Source organism: Pseudomonas sp. WPR_5_2 (assembly GCF_003634475.1).
Lineage (GTDB): Bacteria > Pseudomonadota > Gammaproteobacteria > Pseudomonadales > Pseudomonadaceae > Aquipseudomonas > Aquipseudomonas izuensis.
This window is the reverse complement of the sequence record NZ_RBLA01000001.1, coordinates 1,112,224-1,129,909: the sequence shown is the minus strand read 5'-3', so window position 1 is coordinate 1,129,909 and position 17,686 is coordinate 1,112,224. Positions and strand designations below refer to the sequence as shown.

The window sequence follows — 17,686 nt, the reverse complement described above, 5'->3', positions numbered from 1 at the left end:
CGAGCTTTGGAAGATCAAAAGATCGCAGCCTGCGGTAGCTCCTACGGGATCGGGTTTACATCCGGATAGTGTAGGGGCTGCCGCAGGCTGCGATCTTTCGACCCGCCGAAGGGCTTGCAAGACATGGCGTCAAGGTAGTCCTGAGCGAGGGTTTCGAAAACTGAATAATTCAGAAGCTATCGTTCAGTTTTCGAGAAGATCTGATGGCCGCCTCTCAAAGATGATCGGCATCAATGATCGCCTTGGCAAAGGCCTGTGGATCTTCTTGCGGCAGGTTGTGGCCGATGCCACCGCTGCTGAGCCGGTATTCATACTTGCCGGTAAAACGCTGGCGATAGTCCTCGGCTTTCGGGTGCGGTGCGCCGTTGGCGTCGCCTTCCATGGTGATGGTCGGCACGCTGATGGACGGTGCCTTGGCGAGTTTCTGCTCCAGGGCGTCATATTGGGGTTCGCCCTGAACGAGGCCCAGACGCCAGCGGTAGTTGAAGACCGTGATGGCGACATGGTCGGGGTTGTCGAGTGCGGCGGCGCTGCGATCGAAGGTAGCGTCGTCGAACGCCCATTTCGGCGAAGCGAGCTGCCAGATCAATTTGGCGAAGTCGTGGGTGTTCTTTTCGTAACCCGCGCGGCCGCGCTCGGTGGCGAAGTAGAACTGGTACCACCACTGCAATTCGGCCTTCGGCGGCAAGGGATTCTTGCCGGCTTCCTGGTTGCCGATGAGGTAGCCGCTGACCGACACCAGCGCCTTCACCCGCTCAGGCCAGAGCGCCGAGACGATATCGGCTGAACGCGCGCCCCAATCGTAGCCACCGAGCACGGCCTGTTTGATCTTCAAGGCGTCCATGAAGTCGATGACATCACTGGCCAGTGCGGCGGGTTGGCCATTGCGAACGGTTTTTTCAGACAGGAAATGCGTGTCGCCGTACCCCCGTGCATAGGGCATCAGCACCCGGTAGCCCTTGGCTGCGAGCAAGGGTGCGACCTCGTCATAACTGTGAATGTCGTAAGGCCAGCCGTGCAGGAGAATGACCACCGGGCCATTGGCCGGGCCGGTTTCGGCATAGCTCACGCTGAGCAAGCCCGCGTTGACATGCTTGAGGGGGCCAAACGGGGTATCGGCGGTGCTGCCGGCCTTGGCTGCCGCAGGTGCGGTGTCGCTGGCCTGGGCGTGAGTGGCGGCCAGTGCGCCCAGCTGCATCAGGGTGAATGCGAGGACGGAGGAGCCCACCCAGTGGCGGCGTTTTTTGTTGGCGTCACTGTTCAAAAAATGCACTTTCATGGGGGAGAGCTCCTTTCTAATGATGGGGTAGGTGGATTAACAGGTATAGCCTGCCGGGAACGACGGCTGCCTCAATCCGTGGTTCACAGTTAAGCGTGGTGAGGTATCCGGGGTGTTTCAAAAAGCTGGGCGGGTGAAGCGTTGTGTATCGCGGGAGGGTGTAGATACATTTCGATACATGCGAATGAGGTGGGTGGAATTACATTTGTCCCTTGTGGGAGCGAGCCTGCTCGCGAAAAACGTCCAGACAACGCGATCATTCAGAATGGGCGCGTAATCGTCGACGTCCATCGCGAGCAGGCTCGCTTCCATAGGGGCAAATGCAGGTATCACCTAATCAAATCTGCGACGCCCGGTTTACAGCCGGCGCACCCAAGCCCCGTTTCATCAGCCCGTAATAACTCAACGCAGGCACCACCAACCCCACCAGCCAGGCCAGGTCAACCCCGTCCAGTGCCGTGGCGACCGGCCCGACATACAGCGTGGTGTTCATGAACGGCACCTCCAGGGCAATCGCCAAAGCGAAACTGCCGCAGGCGATCCAGTTGATCCGTCCATACATGCCGTCGAGGTCGAAGATGTCTTCGATAAGGTACTGGCCTTTGCGCAGGCAGTAGTAGTCCACCAGATTGATCGCCGTCCAGGGGATCAGGAAGTAGCTCATGAAGAAAATGAAATTGAGGAAAAAGTTGATGAAGTCGTCCTGACTGATGGTGCACAGCGCCGTCGCCACCAGGCTGATCACCAGCATGAACAAACCGCGCACCCGAGGCGTTACCTTGAGGCGGGCGAAGGGTTCGATCACGGTAATGGTCGACATGAAGGCGCCGTACAGGTTGAAGACGTTGATCGACACTTGGCCGTAGACGATGAAGGCGAACAGCAGCATCGCGCCGCCGCCGAACAGACCGACGACATGGCCACCGACGTTGCTGGAAAAATCGCCGATGCCGACGCTCAGGATCGCCCCGAGAATCATCATCCATGCACCCCCGCTGACCGTCCCGGCGTAGCTGTACCAGAACACTCGGGCGGTCGGCGTGTTACTCGGCAGGTAGCGTGAATAGTCGGCGACATACGGCGCATAGGACAGCTGCCAGGTCACGGCAATGCTCACCGCCACCAGAAATTTCGACAGCGAAAAACCCGTCGGCAGCCATTGTTCGGCCGGGATCGGCAGCTGCAAGGCAAACAGCGTGGCGGCGGCAAATACCAGCAGCGAGAGGATCGACAGCAGCTTCTGCAAGCGATGAATCAGCCGGTAACCATACAGCGCGACGACGAAGCACAAGCCACCGATCAGGTAGACATTGCCGCTGGCCGGCAACGGGCTGACCGACGCCAGTGCCTGGGCGGCGAGCAGGGTGTTGCTGACGAAGAATCCCAGGTAAATCAGCATCACGAACAGCAGTGGCAGCACCGCGCCGAGCACGCCGAACTGGGCGCGACTCTGGATCATCTGCGGGATGCCCAGCTTCGGCCCTTGCGCGGAATGGGACGCCATGAAAATCGCCCCCACCAGCGAACCGATGAGGATTGCCAATGCACTCCAGAACAAATTGAGCCCCATCACCACCGGCAACACACCGGAGGCAATGGTGGTGATGTTCATGTTGGCGCCGAACCAGATGAAGAACAGCGAAGCGGGCCGACCATGACGCTCGGTTTCAGGGATGAAATCGATGCTTCTTTTTTCGACTTGCATGGCGATTACTCCTGAGCCTGGACGAGGAGGGCTTGCAGACGGGCGATGGTGCTTTGCAGCTCGTGGGGCTGGTGGGCGAACATGTCCGGCTGCCGGGGGCTCAGGCTCAGGTAGCGGCGCTGTGCCAGGGCGAGCAGGCATTGCGCACTGGTCAGCATTTCAAGGGAGTAGACCCAGTTGGCCATGATCAGCAAGGCCGAATAGTGCCCGGCCAGGGTGGTCGTGGTGCAGGCGTCGGTGACCAGGCGAATGTGATAGCCCAAGGCGAAGGCATCGAACACCGTGGTCAGCACGCAGACATCGGTCAGCACGCCAATGACAATCAGCGTATCGACGTCCAGCGCCTTGAGCCGGGCATCCAGGTCGGTGCGGTGGAAGGCGCTGTAACGGCCCTTGTCGATCACCGTTTCATCGGCCAGCGGCGCCAGGCTTTCGATGATCTCGACTTGTCGGCTGCCGGCGCGATAGCTGCTGGGGCCACCGTCGGTTGCCCGGGGTTCGCCACGGGGCATGTCGCTGCCGTCGGCGGGGTTGATGTGGCGGGTATAGAAAACGGGGACCTGCTGCTGGCGGGCGGATTCGAGCAGGGCGGCGTTGTTCTCTACCACCGTGTCGAAGCGTTCGAGGACGAAACCGTCCTCCTGTTGCATGTCGATGATCAACAGCGCGTTTTTATTGTTCATTGAGCAAACCTGATCAAAGGCGAAACACGATGCACCGTCACACGCCGTGCGGTGCAGGGCGTGGGGTACGTGATATCCGGTTCGGGGTTACTCAGTGAACTATTTGCCAGAAGCCGTTCTGCTTGGCTGAAACACTGGCGCGCAAGCGCTTGAAATGCAGGTGCGAAGCGGTCCATTCGCCGCGCAGGTAAGCCTGTGCGGCGCCGGAGGGAAGCGCAAGTGATTGGAGACGACCATCAAGCATGGGAATCAATCCTTGTGGGAGCGAGCCTGCTCGCGAAAGCGGTGTGCCAGGCCTATCAATTTCGACTGTCAGATCGCATTCGCGAGCAGGCTCGCTCCCACAGGTATGGGGCGCTTTCAGCGGAACGCCGGCACCACATGCTTGATGAACAGCTCCAGGGATTTTTTCTTTTCCGCATGGGGCAGGCTGTTGTCGCACCAGAAGCTGAATTCGTCGACGCCCAGTTCCTGGTAGTACTTGATGCGCGGAATGATTTCTTCCGGGGTGCCGATCATGGCGGTCTTGTGCAGGCTGTCGAGTTCGAACTCGGGACGGCCGACGAATTTTTCTTCCGGACTCGGTGCCAGGAAACCGTTGACCGGGGTTTGCTTGTTACCGAACCAGGCATCGAAGGTGCGGTAGAACTTCGCGATCGCCTTGGCCCCGACTTTCCAGCCCTCGGGATCATCCACTGCGTGAACATGGGTATGACGCAGCACCATCAGTTGCGGGCGTGGTACGTCCGGGTTGTTGTCCAGTGCCGTCTGGAATTTGTTCTTCAGGTCGAGGACTTCTTCGTCGCCCTTCATCAGCGGCGTGACCATGACGTTGCAGCCGTTGGCTACCGCGAAGTTGTGCGAATCCGGGTCGCGCGCAGCAATCCACATCGGCGGGTTCGGCTGCTGGATCGGCTTGGGCACGCTGGTGGAGGTCGGAAATTTCCAGATGTCGCCATTGTGGGCGTAATCGCCTTGCCACAGCGCACGCACCACCGGAACCATTTCCCGCAGCGCCTGGCCACCGCTCGATGCCGGCATGCCACCGGCCATGCGGTCGAATTCGACCTGGTACGCGCCGCGCGCCAGGCCCACTTCCATGCGCCCGTTGCTGATCACATCCAGCAACGCGCACTCACCGGCCACCCGCAGCGGATGCCAGAACGGCGCGATGATGGTGCCGGCGCCCAAATGGATCGTGGTGGTCTTGGCAGCCAGGTAGGCCAGCAGCGGCATCGGGCTTGGCGAGATGGTGTATTCCATGGCGTGGTGTTCACCGATCCATACGGTGCTGAAACCACCGGCCTCGGCCATCAGGGTCAGTTCGGTCAAATCTTCGAACAACTGACGGTGGCTGACGCTTTCGTCCCAACGTTCCATGTGTACGAACAGGGAAAATTTCATGACGCTTACCTCGGATCTTTTGTTATCGGCCTGTCGACTGCGGGCTCGTTGATTGTTGGTATACCATAATACAAAATATCTGCAAATATTTTTGTTTGGTCAGCGAGCAACCTGTGGGAGCGAGCCTGCTCGCGAATACGATCTGCCAGGCAACACAGTGGTGACTGACACTACGCCTTCGCGAGCAGGCTCGCTCCCACAGGGTATGTAGTGATATCCAGGATCAGGCCAGAACCGGCAACGCCCCCATCTTCCCGTGGCAATACACCAGCGGCCCGGCGTTCTGTTGGGGCACGATCAGGTTCTTCACCGCACCGACCATGATGGCGTGGTCGCCGCCTTCATATTCGCGCCACAGTTCGCATTCGATGACCGCCGTGGCATTGGCCAGGATCGGATTGCCCAGCTCGCTCAAGGTCCATTCGATGCCTTGCGCCTTGTCCTTGCCCTTGCGCGCGAAGGCATAGGCTTCGCTCTGCTGGCCGCCGGACAGCACGTGGATGGCGAAGCGCTTGTTCTTGATCAGGACCGGGTAGGAGTCGGAGCTGTAGTTGGGGCAGAACAAGACCAGTGCCGGGTCCATGGACAGCGAGCTGAAGGCGCTGGCGGTCAGGCCGACGATTTGCCCGTCGTCATCGAGGGTGGTGATTACCGTTACGCCGGACGGGAACGAACCCATGACTTTTTTATAGATGGCGGCATCGATCATTGGACTGTCCTCGGGTGGTGTGACGCTGTTTTTATGTGTTTGTGGGTCTGATGGTATACCGTAATACATAGTTTGCAAGGGCTTTTTCCACGGACCGACAAACGCGCACCGTTGGTCTTTAAGTCAATGTTTACGGGGCTTTCAGCTAGGCAGCGTGTGTCGTTATGCGGCAGGATGGCGGCTCAGATACGCGTTCAAAGACCGGATCAGTCTTGTGAAAATGTTGGAATACCATAATATGGTTCGCATCTGAGGGGTGACAACAAAGCGCCCCCGGTTTGGCTTCATACAAAGATAAGAACAGACAAACTCGAGTTCATGCATATGTCCCAGATGTCCCGGCAAGATCCGTTGATCGAGAATCACACGGTCGATTACGTTCCTCTCGCAGAGCGCCACGGGAAGGCCCGCGATCTATTCACGCTATGGTTCAGCACCAACATCGCGCCGCTGCCGATCGTTACCGGCGCGATGGTGGTTCAGGTGTTCCATCTCGATCTGTTCTGGGGGCTGCTGGCGATTGCCCTGGGGCATATGGTCGGCGGCCTGGTGATTGCCCTTGCGTCGGCGCAAGGGCCACGCATGGGCATTCCGCAAATGGTCCAGAGCCGGGGTCAGTTCGGTCGCTATGGCGCGCTGTTGATCGTGTTCTTCGCCGCGCTGATCTACATTGGCTTCTTCATCTCCAACATCGTGCTCGCGGGCAAGTCGATTGTCGGCATCGCGCCTTCGGTGCCGGTGCCCGCCAGCATCCTGATCGGTGCCCTAAGCGCCACGGCCATCGGGGTCATCGGGTATCGCTTCATTCATACCCTCAACCGAATCGGCACCTGGGTCATGGGCAGCGCGTTGCTCGCCGGATTTCTCTATATCTTCGCCCATGACCTGCCGGCCGACTTCTTCACGCGCGGTGGTTTCAATCTGTCGGGCTGGCTGGCCACGGTGTCGCTGGGCATCATCTGGCAGATCAGTTTCTCGCCCTATGTGTCGGATTACTCGCGCTACCTGCCGGCGGATATCGGCATAACCCGTCCATTCTTCGCCACTTACCTGGGCGCGACCCTGGGGACGATTCTGTCCTTCACCTTCGGCGCGGTAGCGGTACTGGCGACCCCCGAAGGCACCGAGGCGATGGCGGCGGTCAAGCAATCCACCGGTTGGCTGGGGCCGATCCTGATGGTGCTGTTCCTGCTCAACATCATCAGCCACAACGCGTTGAATCTGTATGGCGCCGTGCTGTCGATCATCACCTCGATCCAGACCTTTGCCAGCCAGTGGACGCCCAGCATCAAGGTGCGCGTGGTGTTGTCGAGCGTCGTGCTGGCGGGCTGCTGCGTGGTGGCGCTGGGCGCTTCGGCGAACTTCATTTCGCAGTTCATCGGACTGATCCTGGCCTTGCTGCTGGTGCTGGTGCCGTGGGCTTCGATTAACCTGATCGACTTCTACGTGATCAAGCGCGGGTGTTATGACATTGCTTCGATCTTCCGTGCGGACGGCGGGGTTTACGGGCGATTCAATCTGCATGCGATCGTGGCGTATTTCATCGGGATCATCGTGCAACTGCCGTTTGCCAATACGTCGTTGTATGTGGGGCCGTATGCCAACCTGGTGGAGGGGGCGGATTTGTCCTGGTTGGTGGGGTTGGTGGTGACGTGTCCGCTGTATTACTGCCTGGCGACGCGTGGGCAGGCGCGGGAGAGCAGAGCGGTGCGATTGGGTTTCACGGATTGATCCGAGTCTGATTTTTGTTTGTCTGGAATGCCCGGTTTTTTGCCGGGCATTTTTGTTTGTGGGCTGGGTGGGTTTTTTGACCGTGTACATATCCGTTGTTGCGGTAACGGCCACTGGCGGTTTCGCCCTTACGGCGAGTCACTTGGAAGAGCCCCAAGTAACCAAGGGCTCTTGCCCCTTTCGTTCGGTGCCTCGCTTTGGCTCGCCATTCCCTCGCTCCGGTCCTGCTCCGTGGGCCCGCCGCGATCGGCCATCCCTGGCCGGGCGCGGCTAAACCGGCATCCATGCCGGTTTGCCCACTGCGCAGAACCTGCACTCGGCCTCTCGAAGGGGCAAGAAGATCAAAAGCCAGATCAACAGCAAAGCGAGGCGGCCTGACAGCCGACCTGCTTTTCGCCCTGTCCGCGATCCAATTGTGGGAGCGAGCCTGCTCGCGATGGGCGTCCAGACAACGCGATCATCCAGACAGGGCGCGTAATCGTTGACGTCCTTCGCGAGCAGGCTCGCTCCCACAGGGAGAATGAGTTCACTTGAAATCAGGTCGGCTGTCAGGCCGCCTCGCTTCGGCTTTTGATTTGGGCGCCCCGTTAAACCACGCTGGCCGAACGCAGGCGTTGCTCCGTGGGTAAACCGGCAGGACGCCGGTTTAGCCGCGCTGGGCCAGGGATGGCCCATCGCGGCGACCCACGGAGCAATGCCGGAGTGAGGGCATGCCGAGCCTAAGCGAGGCACCGAGTGGTGGGGCAAGAGCGCTTGGTTACTTGGCGCTTTTCCAAGTAACCCGCCATAAGGGCGGAACCCTAAGTCGCCATCACCGAAGAAACGGATAAGCCCCCAAAACCACCAACCATTGCCTACATGAAATATATCGTGTAATTTTTCATGAAATTAAAACTATAAAAATTCACGGAGCCGGTCATGTTTCAGCAATCGACCCAACACGTCGCCAGCTACTACGCCCACACGTGCGCCGATCACATAAAGAATCGTGCGCCATTGGAGGGCGAGCAAAACGCCGAAGTGCTGATCATCGGCGCCGGCTTCAGCGGCTTGCACACCGCGTTGCGCCTGGCCCTGGCCGGCAAGCGCGTGACATTGCTGGAAGCCAGTCGGGTGGCGTGGGCGGCGTCTGGACGCAATGGCGGCCAGGCCATCCTCGGCTGGTCCTGCGACATGCCACCGCTGGAAGCCGCGCTGGGGTATGAACGGGCGCGACGATTGTGGGACGGCATGCGCTGGGCGGCGCGGGAGTTGCGGGAGCTGCCGGCACGCCATGGTTTCGATTGTGATTACCGACCCGGCCACCTCTGGACTTCGGTGATGCCGCGACGGGTCAGCCTGTTGACCGAATGGCAGCATGAGGCCAGTTACAAGTGGGGGCACGATGGTTTGCAGTTCATCGAACGTATTCAGTTGCCCGAGTGGGTCGCCAGCGAGCGCTACCAGGCCGGCCTGTTCGATCCCGAAGGCGGGCACTTGAATCCGCTGAAACTGGCGCTGGGCCTGGCCGCCGCGATCGAGCGGGCCGGTGGCGTGATTCATGAACAAAGCAAAGCGCTGAATTATCGCGAGGACGGCGACGGCTATGTGGTGACCACTGAAAGCGGTCAAATCCGCGCGGACGTGTTGGTGCTGGCCTGTAATGCCTATCTGGATCGACTCGATCCGCAGCTGGCCAGTTGCGTATTACCCGTGGGCACCTACCAAGTGGCCACTGCGCCACTGTCCGAGGCACAAGCGACCGCGCTACTGCCGAGCAATGTGTGCGTCACCGACAACCAGTTCGTGCTCGATTATTTCCGCCGCACCCCCGACAACCGCCTGCTGTTCGGTGGTGGCTGCACCTACCTGGGTGGCATGCCCAAGGACATCGCCGGCGCCACCCGACCCTGTCTGGAGCGAGTGTTCCCGCAACTCAAAGGGGTCGAACTGGAGTTCGCCTGGGGCGGTCACATCGACCTGACCCTCAAGCGCACCCCGGACATCGGTCGACGCGGCGACCTGTACTGGATGCAGGGGTATTCCGGGCACGGCGTACTGCCAACCCTGGCCGGGGCGCGGGCAGTGTCCGATGCGATACTCGGTCAGTCGGATGAGTTGGCGTTGTACCAGGGGTTGAACAACGGCAGTTTTCCCGGCGGCAAATACATGGCCGCTCCGCTGGAAGCCATCGGCAAAGCCTGGTACCGGCTGCGCGACAGCATTTGAAACGGCAATTTCTGGAAGCCTTTAGATGGACATGCAAGAAGAGATTTCAGCGCTGGCAATCCTGATCCAGGACCTGCGCAAACACAAGAAATACACCCTGAAGGAACTGGCGGACAAAATCGGCCGTTCCGTGGGGTTTCTTTCGCAGGTCGAGCGCGGGTTGTCCCGGCCGACGGTGGCGGACTTGACCGCCATCAGCGAAACCCTCGGCGTGCCGACCACCTATTTCTACAGCCTGCCCAAACCCATGGCCTTGCCCTGGGTGACCCGGCCGGATGAACGACGCACCTTGTATTACGCCGACGGGATCACCGACATCCTGGTCTCGCCGAAAATGCGCGCGTCCTTTTCCATGCTCGAAAGCCAACTCGAACCGGGCGCCAGCAGTGGTGACCGGCACATGAAAGACAGCTCGGAGCAGGGCGGCTACGTCCTGGAAGGGGAGTTGACGCTGTGGCTGGACAGCGACGAGCCCGTCACCTTGCGCGCCGGCGACAGTTTCCAGCTGGCCAGTCATGCCCATTGCCGCTACGGCAACCTCTCAGACCAACTCACCCGCGTGCTGTGGGTTTACACCTGATAAAAACAACAAAGGAACAAGATGATGGATGCTGTGTGCTCTGATCTGTTGGCCGAAGTGCGCGGGTTTCGTCAGCGCTACCCCCAGGTGCGCTATGTCGACCTGATTTCCCTGGACATTCCCGGGCATTTTTACGGTAAGCGCTACCCGATCGAGATGCTGGAAAAAGTGGCGGCCGGCAGCGTGCTCAAGCTGCCGCAAAACTGCGTATTGCTCGGCACCCAGGGCGGGCTGTTCAAAATCGGCGACTACTGCTTCAACGACGGCGATCCGGATGCGCCACGGCGCCTGGTGCCCGGCACCCTGAAGTTGGTGAACTGGGAACAGCAGCCGCTGGGGCAGATGCTGATTACCTCCGACGGCACGCAAAAACCGATCGTTTTCGAGCCACGGGAAGTGTTGGCGCAGGTGCTGGAGCGGCTGGGCCGCAAGGGCATTTTTCCGGTGGTGGCGTTCGAACTGGAGTTTTATCTGTTCGATCGGCAATTGCGTGATGGCTTGCCGCAGTTCGCCCGCGACCCCCTGACCGACGATGCCGATGATCAGCCGAACATGCACATTGAGCGACTGTCGCGATTTGCCCCGGTGCTCGATGAAATGGTCGAGACCGCGCGCGCGCAAGGCATCGATGCCACGGTGATCACCGCCGAACTGGGTCCTGGTCAGTTCGAAATCAATTTCGGCCACCTGGACGACGGACTGCGTGCGGCGGACTGGGCGGCGTTGTTTTGCCGCAGCACCCGGGGTGTGGCACTCAAACACGGCTATCGCGCCAGTTTCATGTCCAAACCCTACTTACAGCACCCTGGCAGCGGCATGCATGTGCATGTGAGCCTTTACGACGAAGCGGGCAACAATCTGCTGGCGGCGAACGGGCAGCGAGCGCTGCGTCACGCCGTGGCCGGATGCCTGGACGTGTTGCCGCACTGCATGCCGATTTTTGCCCCGAATCACAACGCCATGCGCCGCTTGAGCGGCACAGTGAACGTCGCTTCCCGCGCCAGTTGGGGCTTTGAAGACCGTGACGCCTGCCTGCGGGTGCCGGAATCGGACGCGAAAAACCTGCGGATCGAACATCGCCTGGCGGGCGCGGATGCCAACCCTTACCTCGTGCTCGCCGCGATACTGGTGGGCCTGGAGCAAGGCCTGGAAAGCGGCCGCGAACCGATTGCCCCGCTCAATGAAGACCGCAGCAGTGGCATCGACTTTCCACTGGAGATGCTCGAGGCCGTGCAGTCCATGCAAACCAACCCGCGATTGCGCGAAGGTTTGGGAGCGGAGTTTGTCGACGTGTATTGCGAGAACAAACGCCAGGACCATTTGGCGTTCATGCACGACATCAGTGCGCGGGAGTACCGCTGGTTTCTGTAATTCCGGGTACCGCCAGTTAAAGACGTTTCGAGGTTAACCTTAAAAAATATCTGGATATTTAATGGGTTATGAAATTTAGTAACCGAATGGTTAACTAAAATATCTTGTTACAGCGAGAAATATTCCGTAATATTCGCGCCGCGTTCACCACCACGGTTTATGCATTTTTAAATCCCGGGCTTCCATCAGCTGCCCGGGATTTTTTTTGCCTGAAATTGAGTATCGAGGGTTCGCACAGGGTTGGGAGTGATAACTGATATTCCTTAAAGGTATAAATAGATAATTATATATTCCTTTTAATCTTGGTAAGCTCGGTTCATTTTGAAGGCCTGCACATCCATGGGGATGTACTCGACATCAGACAGGAAGCCTCATCATGACCATCAAAGCGATCAACGTGCGCAACCAGTTCAAGGGCGTCATCAAGGAAATTCTGGAAGGCGAGGTGGTCTCCGAAATCGACGTGCAAACCGCCTCGGGCATCGTGACCTCGGTCATTACTACCCGTTCGGTGCGCGACCTTGAATTGAAGGTCGGCAGCGAAGTCATTGCCTTTGTGAAATCCACCGAAGTCTCGATTGCCAAACTTTAAGGCTTGGCTGAAACGACATCGCCCAGGTAAAAAGCTATGAAAAAACCCGGCTGATCAGGCCGGGTTTTTTGTGGAGGACTGCGGTAGGGCAGTTGGGTTTATGCGACGCGGTTGCCTTGCAGGTGGTCGGAGCCATCGGCGGCGACGCGGTTGCCTTGCAGGTGATCGGAGCCATCGGCGGCGACGCGGTTGCCTTGCAGGTGATCGGAGCCATCGGCGGCGACACGATTGCCTTGCAGGTGATCGGAGCCATCGGCAGCGACGCGGTTGCCTTGCAGGTGATCGGCGCCATCAGCCGCCACAGCGCGTTTTTCGATCAGTCGATCCGAACCACCTTCAGCCACACGGCTTTCAATCAGACGATCCGAGCCGCCTTCAGCGACTACAGGTTGAGCCGAGGTCGCGGCGAAAGCGTTCACTGCGAAGATCGAGAAAGCGATGCTGAGGAGGGTTTGGCGTTTCATGATCGTGTGCTCCAGGGTGTTGTCGGTGGGTATGGAGCTGATGTTACGCCGCACAGTTTTTAAGAGAACTTCATTGAGTCAATGGTGACTATTGATGCGGTCAATGACCCGGAGAAACCTGTGGGAGCGAGCCTGCTCGCGAAAGCGGTCTGCCTGTCACCCTCAATGTTGATTGATAAATCGCATTCGCGAGCAGGCTCGCTCCCACATGTATTGAGGCATCAGCGGGAAATGATCCCGTGATCGATGGCGTATTTGACCAGGGCGGCAGGCTTGTCGATGTTGAGCTTGCGACGGATGCTCAGGCGATGGGTTTCCACCGTGCGCACACTGATGTCCAGTTCCCGGGCCATTTCCTTGTTGTTCAGGCCCTGGGCCATTTTGTACAGCACCTGGCTTTCCCGGGGCGTCAGCTCGTTGTCGGTGCTTTTGTCGGCGATCAGCCGCTGGGCGATTTCGGCGCTGTAGAAGGTGCCGCCGCTGGTGATGGCTTCGATGGCTGCAATGATTTCCCGTGACGGGGCATTCTTCAGCACATAGCCGCTGGCCCCGGAGCGCACCGACTCACTCACGTACTCGTAGTTATCGTACATGCTCAACACCAACACCTTGAGCGAGGGGTACTGGCCACGCAGCACGCGGGTCAGCTCCAGGCCGTTCATGTCCCGCAGGCTGATATCGACCAGCAGCAGGTCCGGCTGGCAGCGCCCGACCATCTCGATCGCCTCGGCACCACTTTCGGCTTCGCCCACCACTTCCAGGGGCGCCATGACGGACAGCAGTGCCTTGATTCCGTCACGGACCAGGGAGTGATCGTCGACCAAAGCGACGCGGATCGGGGAGGGCAGGTTCATGGCAGGCATTCACTCTTGTTGTTTTGGACGGCGTCAGCGTTTGCCGCCGGGCAGTTTCATTGGCAGCAGTACGTCCAGTTCACTGCGTCCCGGCATCGATACCAGGTCGAACCGGCCGCCAAAATGTTCGACGCGTTCGCGGATATTACGCAGTCCAATCCCCGCGTGGCGACGTTCGACCTGGGCGACGTTGAAACCGATACCGTCATCGACCACGGTCAGGCGCACATTGTCTTCAGAACCGTGCAGGGTAATGGAAACGTTTTTGGCATGGGCATGACGTTCGATATTGGTCAGGCCTTCCTGCACGATTCGGAACAATGACACCGCTGCGCCATCGACCAGATGGCAGTCGAATTCATTGTCGTTGTAGGTCACCGTGAGCCCGCTGCGCTGCTCGAATTCCGCGGCCAGTTGGCCGATGGCCGCTTGCAGGCCGAGGGTGTCGAGCAAGGATGAGCGCAGGTCGTGGGACAGGCTGCGAACCTCGCCAATTGCGTCCCCGAGGCGTTCGGTGGCGTCCCTTAAAATACCCAGGCCCTTGTCCTGGCCATTCTCCAGGACATGGCTGGCCAGTTCGAACTGAAATTTGATCGACACCAGCACCTGGCTGATGCCGTCATGCAGCTCACGGGAAACCCGCGAGCGCTCTTCCTCTTGCAGGCTGACGATGCGCTGGGTCAGGCGCTGCAATTTCTTGTCCGCCAGGCGATGTTCGCTGACGTTCAGGGTCATGCCGGTGGCAAACACGAACAGCACCGCCACCAAGGCGACCACGGCAATCGCCATCATCGTCTTGCGGATGCCCATGGCCACTTCGGCGCGGGCCTGCTGCGTCGCGCGTTCAACGTCTTCCAGGTAAATGCCGGTGCCGAGCATCCAGCCCCAGCGATCCAGCATCACCACGTAGGCGAGTTTGTCGGTCACCTGGCCGGAGGACGGTTTGTTCCAGGCATAGCGTTGAAAGCCTTCGCCCGATTGTGCGCTTTTGAGCAACGCCTGAATCACCGGCAAACCGTGCGGGTCTTTCATGTCCCACAGGTATTTGCCCACCAGCTCCGACTGCCGCGCGTGCATCAGGCTGCGGCCTTCGTGGTCGTAGACGAAGAAATAGCCGTTGATACCAAAGCTGAGCTTGCGCAGTTCCTCCAGCACCTGTTGTTGGGCGTGCGCGTCACCGTGGCCGTCGTCGTACAGTGGCTCGATCAGGCTTTTGGCCATTTCCACGTAGTTTTTCAGTTCCGCGCGTTTGCTCGCCAGAATGCTGTCTTCGATCAACTGCGCCTGTTGATCACCCAACTGACGGTTCAGGGAAATCACCAGCGCGCAGATAACGGCAATGGCCAACACCAGCGGCAGTATCCCGAGGGCGACGATCTTGTGTTTGAGCTGCATCAGTGCTCCTGGCCGGAACGAGGGATGGCGAAGGCCCGGCATCATATGCCAAACATACGCCCGCGCTGTAGCGCTGCTGGACGGAATGACCGGTGGCCTGCACATACCAAAATCCGTAGGAGCAAAGCTTGCTCGCGATGGCGGTGTGTCATTCGACAATGATGGTGACTGACACACCGCTATCGCGAGCAAGCTTTGCTCCTACAGGGTTTTGTATTTTCCAGGAAGGATCAGCGTGTTCTACGTAGAACTACGTAGACGCCACGTACGTAGTAACGCGGATTTATTTGTGGACGGCATGCGCGGATATTGGGCCAGCTCCGCACCGCGGACACAATTATAAAAATTACCGCCGCAGTCACAGGCTGTCGGCAGGAGACCCTCTATGCCCCGTCTGGCTAAACACCTCGCCTGGTTTGCCGTGGCTGTTCTGGGAGCGTTTGCGCTGAGTGTCGTGGCCCTGCGCCGCGGCGAAGCGATCAACGCCCTCTGGATCGTCGTCGCAGCCGTCGCCATCTACCTGGTTGCCTACCGTTACTACAGCCTGTTCATCGCCAATAAAGTGATGCAGCTCGACCCCAATCGAGCGACCCCCGCTGTGCTCAACAACGATGGTCTGGACTACGTTCCAACCAACAAACACGTGCTCTTCGGTCATCACTTCGCGGCCATCGCCGGTGCGGGTCCGCTGGTCGGCCCGGTGCTGGCGGCGCAGATGGGCTACCTGCCCGGCACGTTGTGGCTGATCGCCGGCGTGGTGCTGGCCGGTGCCGTGCAGGACTTCATGGTCCTGTTCATGTCCACCCGCCGCAACGGTCGCTCGCTGGGTGACATGGTCCGTGAGGAAATGGGCCGCATCCCCGGCACCATCGCGTTGTTCGGCTGCTTCCTGATCATGATCATCATCCTCGCGGTGCTGGCGCTGATCGTGGTCAAGGCCCTGGCCGATAGCCCGTGGGGCATGTTTACGGTGATGGCGACCATCCCGATCGCGATGTTCATGGGCGTCTACATGCGCTACATCCGCCCAGGCCGCATCGGCGAAATCTCCGTAATCGGCGTGGTGCTGCTGCTGGGTTCGATCTGGCTGGGCGGGCAGATTGCCGCCGATCCGGTATGGGCCAAGGCCTTTACCTTTACCGGTATTCAGATTACCTGGATGCTGATCGGCTACGGTTTTGTCGCTGCGGTATTGCCGGTGTGGCTGATCCTGGCACCCCGTGACTACCTCTCCACGTTCCTGAAAATCGGCACCATCGTCGCCCTGGCCATCGGCATCCTGGTGACCATGCCCGAGTTGAAAATGCCGGCCCTGACCCAGTTCATCGATGGCACCGGCCCGGTATGGAAGGGCGGCCTGTTCCCGTTCCTCTTCATCACCATCGCCTGTGGCGCGGTCTCGGGTTTCCACGCGTTGATCGCTTCGGGCACCACGCCGAAGTTGCTGGCCAGCGAAGGTCACGCCCGCTACATCGGTTACGGCGGTATGCTGATGGAATCCTTCGTGGCGATCATGGCCATGGTTGCGGCCTCGGTGATCGACCCGGGCGTGTACTTCGCCATGAACAGCCCGGCCGCCGTGGTTGGCGCCGATGCCGTGGCTGTCGCACAAACCGTGAGCAGCTGGGGTTTTGCGATCACCCCGGAGGCGCTGCAAGCGGTGGCCCATGACATCGGTGAAACCACCATCCTGGCCCGTGCCGGCGGTGCGCCGACGCTGGCGGTCGGTATCGCGCAGATCCTGCACCACGTACTGCCGGGTGAAAACACCATGGCGTTCTGGTACCACTTCGCGATCCTGTTCGAAGCCCTGTTCATCCTGACCGCGGTGGACGCCGGTACCCGTGCCGGACGTTTCATGCTGCAGGACTTGCTCGGCTCCTTCGTGCCGGCACTGCGACGCACCGAGTCCTGGACCGCCAACCTGATCGCCACCGCCGGTTGCGTGGCCATGTGGGGTTACCTGCTGTACCAGGGCGTGATCGATCCATTGGGCGGCATCAACACCTTGTGGCCGTTGTTCGGCATCTCCAACCAGATGCTGGCCGGTATCGCGCTGATGCTCGGCACGGTCGTGCTGATCAAAATGAAACGCCAGCAGTATGTCTGGGTGACCTTGCTGCCGGCTGTGTGGCTGCTGATCTGCACCACCACCGCCGGCTTCATCAAGCTGTTCGATGCCAACCCGGCGATTGGTTTCCTGGCCCTGGCGAAGAAGTACAGCGATGCCCTGGCTAACGGTCAGGTGCTGGCCCCGGCCAAGGACATCACGCAGATGCAGCACGTGATTTTCAACGCCTACACCAACGCCACCCTGACCGCGCTGTTCCTGTTCGTGGTGTTCAGCATCCTGTTCTTCGCGCTCAAGGTCGGCGTCGCCGCCTGGGGCACCAAGGAGCGCACGGATAAAGAAGCGCCATTCCAGGCAGTGCCTGAGGCCTGATTGAGGACTGCAGCATGTTCAATGACCTGAGTCGCCTCGGCAAGTACCTCGGTCAGGCCGCGCGCCTGATGGTGGGGATGCCCGACTACGACAACTACGTCGAGCACATGCACAGCAAGCACCCGGACAAGCCGGTGATGGACTACGAGGCGTTCTTCCGCGAGCGCCAGGAAGCCCGTTACGGCAGCAAGGCGGGGCCGAAGTGTTGTTGATCCGACTGTCGGATTAACCGCTGTACCTGTGGGAGCGAGCCTGCTCGCGATGACGG

At 59.6% G+C, this 17,686-nt stretch carries 16 protein-coding genes; 7 read left to right on the top strand and 9 right to left on the bottom strand.

Annotation, left to right across the window (positions count from 1 at the left end):
* Positions 1-214 precede the first annotated feature (214 nt).
* The 6 genes from BJ917_RS05070 to BJ917_RS05045 form a co-directional block, all read right to left on the bottom strand.
* On the bottom strand, positions 215-1,279 hold the full coding sequence (locus BJ917_RS05070) for an alpha/beta fold hydrolase (protein ID WP_121102360.1): 1,065 nt from the start codon (positions 1,277-1,279) through the stop codon (positions 215-217).
* A gap of 337 nt (positions 1,280-1,616) precedes the next feature.
* Entirely contained in the window at positions 1,617-2,984 is a 1,368-nt protein-coding gene (locus tag BJ917_RS05060; RefSeq protein WP_121102356.1) for a cytosine permease, read from the bottom strand.
* Positions 2,985-2,989: 5 nt separating this feature from the next.
* Entirely contained in the window at positions 2,990-3,667 is a 678-nt protein-coding gene (locus tag BJ917_RS05055) for an isochorismatase family cysteine hydrolase (protein ID WP_121102354.1), read from the bottom strand.
* 91 nt (positions 3,668-3,758) lie between these two features.
* Positions 3,759-3,911 carry a hypothetical protein gene (locus BJ917_RS31970; protein ID WP_172901594.1) on the bottom strand — a complete coding sequence of 51 codons (153 nt, stop codon included), beginning with the start codon at positions 3,909-3,911 and terminating at the stop codon, positions 3,759-3,761.
* Positions 3,912-4,027: 116 nt separating this feature from the next.
* A complete protein-coding gene (locus tag BJ917_RS05050) occupies positions 4,028-5,071 on the bottom strand; it encodes an LLM class flavin-dependent oxidoreductase (protein WP_096510539.1) in 1,044 nt (347 codons plus the stop codon).
* 223 nt (positions 5,072-5,294) lie between these two features.
* Entirely contained in the window at positions 5,295-5,780 is a 486-nt protein-coding gene (locus BJ917_RS05045; protein WP_096510540.1) for a flavin reductase family protein, read from the bottom strand.
* 324 nt (positions 5,781-6,104) lie between these two features.
* Between BJ917_RS05045 and BJ917_RS05040 the strand changes: the two genes are divergently transcribed.
* From BJ917_RS05040 to BJ917_RS05010, 5 genes are all read left to right on the top strand, one after another.
* Positions 6,105-7,511: a cytosine permease gene (locus tag BJ917_RS05040; RefSeq protein WP_121102352.1), complete on the top strand. Its 1,407-nt coding sequence runs from the start codon at positions 6,105-6,107 to the stop codon at positions 7,509-7,511.
* Between the two features lie 918 nt (positions 7,512-8,429).
* The gene (locus tag BJ917_RS05025; protein WP_096510542.1) at positions 8,430-9,719 is read left to right on the top strand and encodes an FAD-binding oxidoreductase; all 1,290 of its coding nucleotides are present in this window, start codon (positions 8,430-8,432) and stop codon (positions 9,717-9,719) included.
* 25 nt (positions 9,720-9,744) lie between these two features.
* A complete protein-coding gene (locus tag BJ917_RS05020) occupies positions 9,745-10,299 on the top strand; it encodes a helix-turn-helix domain-containing protein (protein WP_096510543.1) in 555 nt (184 codons plus the stop codon).
* A gap of 24 nt (positions 10,300-10,323) precedes the next feature.
* Positions 10,324-11,670 carry a glutamine synthetase family protein gene (locus BJ917_RS05015; RefSeq protein ID WP_121102348.1) on the top strand — a complete coding sequence of 449 codons (1,347 nt, stop codon included), beginning with the start codon at positions 10,324-10,326 and terminating at the stop codon, positions 11,668-11,670.
* Positions 11,671-12,046: 376 nt separating this feature from the next.
* Entirely contained in the window at positions 12,047-12,262 is a 216-nt protein-coding gene (locus BJ917_RS05010) for a molybdopterin-binding protein (protein WP_007904463.1), read from the top strand.
* Between the two features lie 98 nt (positions 12,263-12,360).
* Here BJ917_RS05010 and BJ917_RS05005 read toward each other — a convergent pair whose 3' ends face one another.
* From BJ917_RS05005 to BJ917_RS04995, 3 genes are all read right to left on the bottom strand, one after another.
* On the bottom strand, positions 12,361-12,726 hold the full coding sequence (locus tag BJ917_RS05005; RefSeq protein WP_121102346.1) for a hypothetical protein: 366 nt from the start codon (positions 12,724-12,726) through the stop codon (positions 12,361-12,363).
* 221 nt (positions 12,727-12,947) lie between these two features.
* Positions 12,948-13,580 carry a response regulator transcription factor gene (locus BJ917_RS05000; protein WP_096510546.1) on the bottom strand — a complete coding sequence of 211 codons (633 nt, stop codon included), beginning with the start codon at positions 13,578-13,580 and terminating at the stop codon, positions 12,948-12,950.
* Positions 13,581-13,613: 33 nt separating this feature from the next.
* The gene (locus BJ917_RS04995) at positions 13,614-14,975 is read right to left on the bottom strand and encodes a cache domain-containing protein (RefSeq protein WP_096510547.1); all 1,362 of its coding nucleotides are present in this window, start codon (positions 14,973-14,975) and stop codon (positions 13,614-13,616) included.
* A 385-nt stretch (positions 14,976-15,360) separates the two neighbouring features.
* Between BJ917_RS04995 and BJ917_RS04990 the strand changes: the two genes are divergently transcribed.
* Both BJ917_RS04990 and BJ917_RS04985 read left to right on the top strand, forming a co-directional pair.
* Complete coding sequence (locus BJ917_RS04990; RefSeq protein ID WP_121102344.1) at positions 15,361-17,418, top strand: carbon starvation CstA family protein; 2,058 nt, start codon at positions 15,361-15,363, stop codon at positions 17,416-17,418.
* Between the two features lie 14 nt (positions 17,419-17,432).
* Positions 17,433-17,630, top strand: coding sequence for a YbdD/YjiX family protein (locus BJ917_RS04985; RefSeq protein ID WP_096510549.1), 198 nt, complete (start codon positions 17,433-17,435; stop codon positions 17,628-17,630).
* Positions 17,631-17,686: the final 56 nt, after the last annotated feature.

What these genes read in the sequence shown, in the direction of transcription:
- BJ917_RS05070 (WP_121102360.1), bottom strand. Translation starts at nt 1,279, where the DNA reads ATGAAAGTGCATTTTTTGAACAGTGACGCCAACAAAAAACGCCGCCAC.
- BJ917_RS05060 (WP_121102356.1), bottom strand. Translation starts at nt 2,984, where the DNA reads ATGCAAGTCGAAAAAAGAAGCATCGATTTCATCCCTGAAACCGAGCGT.
- BJ917_RS05055 (WP_121102354.1), bottom strand. Translation starts at nt 3,667, where the DNA reads ATGAACAATAAAAACGCGCTGTTGATCATCGACATGCAACAGGAGGAC.
- BJ917_RS31970 (WP_172901594.1), bottom strand. Translation starts at nt 3,911, where the DNA reads ATGCTTGATGGTCGTCTCCAATCACTTGCGCTTCCCTCCGGCGCCGCA.
- BJ917_RS05050 (WP_096510539.1), bottom strand. Translation starts at nt 5,071, where the DNA reads ATGAAATTTTCCCTGTTCGTACACATGGAACGTTGGGACGAAAGCGTC.
- BJ917_RS05045 (WP_096510540.1), bottom strand. Translation starts at nt 5,780, where the DNA reads ATGATCGATGCCGCCATCTATAAAAAAGTCATGGGTTCGTTCCCGTCC.
- BJ917_RS05040 (WP_121102352.1), top strand. Translation starts at nt 6,105, where the DNA reads ATGTCCCAGATGTCCCGGCAAGATCCGTTGATCGAGAATCACACGGTC.
- BJ917_RS05025 (WP_096510542.1), top strand. Translation starts at nt 8,430, where the DNA reads ATGTTTCAGCAATCGACCCAACACGTCGCCAGCTACTACGCCCACACG.
- BJ917_RS05020 (WP_096510543.1), top strand. Translation starts at nt 9,745, where the DNA reads ATGGACATGCAAGAAGAGATTTCAGCGCTGGCAATCCTGATCCAGGAC.
- BJ917_RS05015 (WP_121102348.1), top strand. Translation starts at nt 10,324, where the DNA reads ATGGATGCTGTGTGCTCTGATCTGTTGGCCGAAGTGCGCGGGTTTCGT.
- BJ917_RS05010 (WP_007904463.1), top strand. Translation starts at nt 12,047, where the DNA reads ATGACCATCAAAGCGATCAACGTGCGCAACCAGTTCAAGGGCGTCATC.
- BJ917_RS05005 (WP_121102346.1), bottom strand. Translation starts at nt 12,726, where the DNA reads ATGAAACGCCAAACCCTCCTCAGCATCGCTTTCTCGATCTTCGCAGTG.
- BJ917_RS05000 (WP_096510546.1), bottom strand. Translation starts at nt 13,580, where the DNA reads ATGAACCTGCCCTCCCCGATCCGCGTCGCTTTGGTCGACGATCACTCC.
- BJ917_RS04995 (WP_096510547.1), bottom strand. Translation starts at nt 14,975, where the DNA reads ATGCAGCTCAAACACAAGATCGTCGCCCTCGGGATACTGCCGCTGGTG.
- BJ917_RS04990 (WP_121102344.1), top strand. Translation starts at nt 15,361, where the DNA reads ATGCCCCGTCTGGCTAAACACCTCGCCTGGTTTGCCGTGGCTGTTCTG.
- BJ917_RS04985 (WP_096510549.1), top strand. Translation starts at nt 17,433, where the DNA reads ATGTTCAATGACCTGAGTCGCCTCGGCAAGTACCTCGGTCAGGCCGCG.